The sequence below is a fragment of the Nostoc sp. UIC 10630 genome (genome assembly GCF_010747425.1).
In the GTDB taxonomy this organism is placed as follows: Bacteria; Cyanobacteriota; Cyanobacteriia; order Cyanobacteriales; family Nostocaceae; genus Nostoc.
Genome location: NZ_JAAGOG010000472.1, coordinates 1 through 780 on the forward strand (window position 1 = coordinate 1; position 780 = coordinate 780).

1 protein-coding gene is annotated in these 780 nt (G+C 38.7%); it reads right to left on the bottom strand.

Annotated elements, in window-relative coordinates; genetic code table 11:
- Positions 1 to 54: 54 nt before the first annotated feature.
- Positions 55 to 742 (bottom strand): IS1 family transposase gene (locus tag G1O98_RS38440; RefSeq protein ID WP_163939714.1). Its coding sequence is split into 2 segments (ribosomal slippage): positions 55 to 421 and positions 420 to 742, totalling 690 coding nucleotides; the frame shifts between segments, so codons are not numbered across the junction.
- Positions 743 to 780: the final 38 nt, after the last annotated feature.

Sequence of the window (780 nt, forward strand, 5' to 3'; positions counted from 1 at the left end):
GGCGTTGCTGAATCAAAATATGAATCAGGCGATCGCTGGAATAAAACTTGTACCTCACATCGTGAGCGGCACTGAACCATACTTAAGATAATGTATGACCAGTCGAATAGAGTGTCTCAGCATTTTTTCTGACTTAGAGTAACAAAAAGTTTTCCGATGTAGTCGAGCAAGATAATGTCGAAAACGACTGTTTTCTCCTTCAACCCTGGTCATGTAGGTTTTACTAACAATATGGTCTTCGTCGCTGATGAAGCAAGGATAAACCGGATAGCCATCAGTAACATAAAAATAAGAATGCCAACAGCTTATAATCTGCCATAAAAGCTTAAACGTTTCCGAACTGCGGTCGCCTAAAACCCAAGCTATAACTCCCGGAATGTGCTTATTCACTGCTGTCCACAACCAAATTTTGTTTTTTTTTACCGATAAATGTTTCCAATTCATCAATTTGGGTAATTTCTGGTATTTCATCCTTTTGGGGTGTATCAGTCAAAGTATTACCAACCTCTTTTACCCAATTAATGACTGTTGTATGATGTACTTTTTTCACTCGTTCTATTGCCCGAAAGCCAGAACCATTAACATACATTTCTAGACATTCACGCTTGATTTCTTCCGAGTAACCTTTCGGTTCATAAGAATCAACAAACTGACGACCACATTCCACACAAATGTAGTTTTGTTTACCTCTTTGTTTACCATTTTTGCGAATGTGGCTTGACGCACACCTTGGACATTTCATAGTGATCGCACTAATTCATATTTCTATTCTGCAACGCC